The following is a 3,738-nucleotide window of genomic DNA, read 5'->3' as shown; positions in this document are numbered from 1 at the left end:
GAATTGATGCGTGACACGTCGAGGAGCTTTCTCGGTGTCCCATCTGGTTTGGTGGAGTCAAACGTTAACCTTCCTGCATATCCAACCACATTCCTGATCAATTCAGCAAGGTCCCTTATGGAGATATCCTCCCCAGAGCCGACGTTGATAAACCCGCTGTCATCATATTCTTTCATCAGGAACACAAGGGCACTGGCGAGATCATCTGCATACAGAAACTCTCTTCTCGGCATTCCCGTACCCCAGACGACAACCTCGGCATCGCCTCTCACTTTTCCCTCGTGAAATCTTCTGATAAGTGCCGGGATCACATGAGAATCCTTCAGGTCGAAGTTATCTCCCGGCCCATAGAGGTTCGTGGGCATCGCCGAAATGAATACGCTGCCATACTGCCTTCTGTAGGCCTCGCACATGATGATACCGGCGATTTTTGCCACAGCATATGGCTCATTGGTTTTCTCGAGATATCCCGATAAGAAAAATTCTTCTCTCATAGGCTGGGGACATTCGCGTGGATAAATGCAGGAAGATCCGAGAAAGAGAAGTTTCTTAACGCCGGACGTTCTCGCACTATCGATAACGTTCAGCTGGATAGCGAGGTTATCAAAAATAAACTCCGCCGGGTAGGTGTCGTTTGCGTGAATGCCCCCCACTTTCGCAGCTGCGAGAAACACGTATTCCGGTTTCTCTGATATGAAAAACTTCATGACAGCGTCTCTGTCACGAAGGTCGATCTCATTTGAAGTCCGGGTTATGAGGTTCCCGAAACCCGATCGCTTCAATTCCCTTACGAGAGCTGAGCCCACCAGCCCCCGATGTCCGGCAACGTATATTTTCGATTCCAGCTCCATCATCCCCAAACAGCGACAATTACGCGTTTGTTTTCAAGAACATAGCGGTTCAATTCACGGGGTTCGAGTTTATCACATGCCCTCTCAAAGTTTTCGTGACACGGGACTCGCGTATCTAACTCGAAACGGGTTTTTCTTTCAGAATCCAAACGCCGAAACACAATTTTTGGCCATCTACCCTTGACCCTGATAACGCCACTATTCGTCGTTTTCCCTCTCCATCGAGAGAGCATTGTCCGTCCACGAAAGTCCTTTTTCTTCGAGAGCCTTGATACCCTCTCCCGGCGGCTCTATGCCGTGTGCCTTGAAGTCAAAATCCACCATGATCTTCACCAGCTCTTTGAAAGGAACTCTTGGCTCCCATCCGAGATCTCTTTTTGCTTTTCCCGCATCGGCCAGAAGGCAGTCAACCTCGGTGGGCCGGAAATACTTGGTATCTATTTCCACATACTCATTGAAATCGAGCCCGGCATAGCGGAACGCTTCATCGAGGAATTCGCGGACCGAATGTGTCTCTCCCGTACCGATCACGAAATCATCCGGCCGGTCGTGCTGGAGTATCCTCCACATACACTCCACATACTCCGGGGCAAATCCCCAGTCCCTTTTCGCATCGAGATTGCCAAGGTAGAGCTTTGACTGTTTTCCCAGTTTTATGTGAGCCAGGGCTCTCGTTATCTTTCTGGTCACAAAAGTCTCTCCTCTCCTTGGAGATTCGTGGTTGAACAAAATCCCGTTCGATGAGAAAAGCTTGTAGGCTTCCCTGTAGTTCACCGCCATCCAGTATGCGTATACTTTCGCAGCAGCATAAGGGCTTCTCGGGTAAAAAGGTGTCTTTTCATTCTGGGGAGGAGGAGCAACACCGAACATCTCCGAAGAAGAGGCTTGATAAAATCTACTTTTTACACCGCTCCTCCTGATCGATTCGAGGATCCTCGCCGTGCCAAGGGCAGTTATGTTGCCTGTATATTCGGGTATATCGAAGCTCACCCGCACATGGCTCTGGGCCCCCAAATGGTATATCTCGTCGGGCCTTATATTATAGATAAGGTTATCGAGCTGACCCGAATCTGCAAGGTCTCCATAATGAAGGTAAAGCCGCGCTTCCGGCTCGTGCGGATCGACGTATATTCTCTCGATCCTGGAGGTGTTAAACGTGCTGGCTCTCCTTATTATCCCGTGCACTTCATATCCCTTCGAGAGAAGAAACTCGGCGAGGTAAGAGCCGTCCTGGCCTGTGATCCCCGTTATGAGTGCTTTCTTTGCCAATCACAACCTCCCTGTTACGAATAGTGTGATTATAGAACATTCCTTCAATCCGGTGGAAGGGGTTATTGATCCAATGGTTTGAACAGACACATCGGGTAAATGGGAATTCGGAATGCGGAATAAAACCGGTTTACCGTTCACGGTTCACGGTTAACGGTTTCCGGTTGAACCCGAAACGCGAAACCGCTTTCTCGGGACCCGGGACACGGGACTACAGATCCCTTCCCGCAGACTTTATAGTCAACATGTCGCGGTGCTGCAATTGTTTGCTGCAGCAGCAATTTGCCGTTTTGTTTTCCACCCCCTTCGGGTATCATCACGGAAAAAGCGAAGCGAGGTTGGCAGATGGCGGAAAACGTTCTCGTCGCCGGCGGTGCCGGGTACATCGGAAGCCACGTGGTCAGGGAGTTGATGAGAAAAGGAGGGAACGTCACCGTGGTGGACAACCTCTCCACGGGGCACCGGTGGGCTGTCCCCGAAGGGGTCCTCGAGGTGGAGGACATAGGCGACGCGGAGAGGATGAAGGCGATTCTCCGGGAAAAGAACGTAGACACGGTCATGCACTTTGCCGCCCACATCGTCGTGCCCGAAAGCGTGGCAAACCCGTACAAGTACTACGTGAACAACGTGCTCAAAACGATAGAGCTCCTCCGCGCCATGGCGGAAACGGGCGTTCGAAACTTCATCTTCTCCTCGTCGGCTGCCGTGTACGGCAATCCCGAAAGGGTGCCCATCCGGGAAGACGAGCCGATAAAGCCGATAAACCCCTACGGGAACACGAAGGCAGCGGTGGAGCGGATCCTCGAGGACTTTTCGGCGGCCCACGGCACAGGGTTCGTGTCCCTTCGGTATTTTAACGCCGCCGGCGCCGACCCCGCGGGGGGCCTGGGGGAGTGCCACGACCCCGAAACCCACCTGATTCCCCTCCTTTTGAAAGCAGCCAGGGGGCAGATTCCCGGCGCGAAAATCTTCGGGACCGACTACCCCACGCCGGACGGCACCTGCATAAGGGACTACATCCACGTAAACGACCTGGCAGAGGCGCACATCCTCGCGCTTAGCTACCTTGCGGGCGGGGGAAAGAACGCCTTCTTCAACTGCGGTTACGGCAGGGGCTACTCCGTCCGGGAAGTGGTGGACATGGCAAAGAGGGTAACCGGGGTCGATTTCCCGGTCACGGAAGAGGCCCGGCGGCCCGGGGACCCGCCCGTTTTGGTGGCAGACAGCACGGAGCTTGCGAAAAACCTTGCGTGGAAACCGGAGCACGACGACCTCGAGCACATCGTGAAGACGGCCTGGGAGTGGGAGAGAAATCTATAAAAACATGTAATGCGGAATGCGGAATTCGGAATGTGGAATGAACACCCAACTCTAAACTATAAACTCTGAACTCGAAACTCTGAACTTGCCGAAAATGAAAACAAAAAGGGGGATGGCCCCGATGGGCTCGATCCCCCTTTTTAGCATTCACAATAGGGCTATTCTTATCGAATATCCCTTACTTCTTCCTTCTCCTGACAACGTACCATCCACCGATGAGGAGCAGCAGGATGAAGGCTCCTGCACCCTGGAGAATCGGCGCCTTCGATCCGACGATGGCGCATCCGCCGCCGCCGCC

General features: G+C 53.0%; 4 protein-coding genes. 1 reads left to right on the top strand and 3 read right to left on the bottom strand.

What is annotated here, in order from left to right; genetic code table 11:
• Both GTN70_08510 and gmd read right to left on the bottom strand, forming a co-directional pair.
• Positions 1 to 851 (bottom strand): NAD-dependent epimerase/dehydratase family protein (locus GTN70_08510; protein NIO17026.1); only part of this gene is annotated, 851 nt, incomplete at its 3' end.
• 198 nt (positions 852 to 1,049) lie between these two features.
• Positions 1,050 to 2,120, bottom strand: coding sequence for a GDP-mannose 4,6-dehydratase (gmd, locus tag GTN70_08505; GenBank protein ID NIO17025.1), 1,071 nt, complete (start codon positions 2,118 to 2,120; stop codon positions 1,050 to 1,052).
• Positions 2,121 to 2,465: 345 nt separating this feature from the next.
• Between gmd and galE the strand changes: the two genes are divergently transcribed.
• The gene (galE, locus tag GTN70_08500; GenBank protein NIO17024.1) at positions 2,466 to 3,440 is read left to right on the top strand and encodes a UDP-glucose 4-epimerase GalE; all 975 of its coding nucleotides are present in this window, start codon (positions 2,466 to 2,468) and stop codon (positions 3,438 to 3,440) included.
• 178 nt (positions 3,441 to 3,618) lie between these two features.
• Here galE and GTN70_08495 read toward each other — a convergent pair.
• Positions 3,619 to 3,738 (bottom strand): LPXTG cell wall anchor domain-containing protein (locus GTN70_08495; protein NIO17023.1); only part of this gene is annotated, 120 nt, incomplete at its 5' end.

This window comes from Deltaproteobacteria bacterium (genome assembly GCA_011773515.1).
In the GTDB taxonomy this organism is placed as follows: Bacteria; Desulfobacterota; Deferrimicrobia; order J040; family J040; genus WVXK01.
This window is presented reverse-complemented; position numbering and strand designations above follow the sequence as displayed.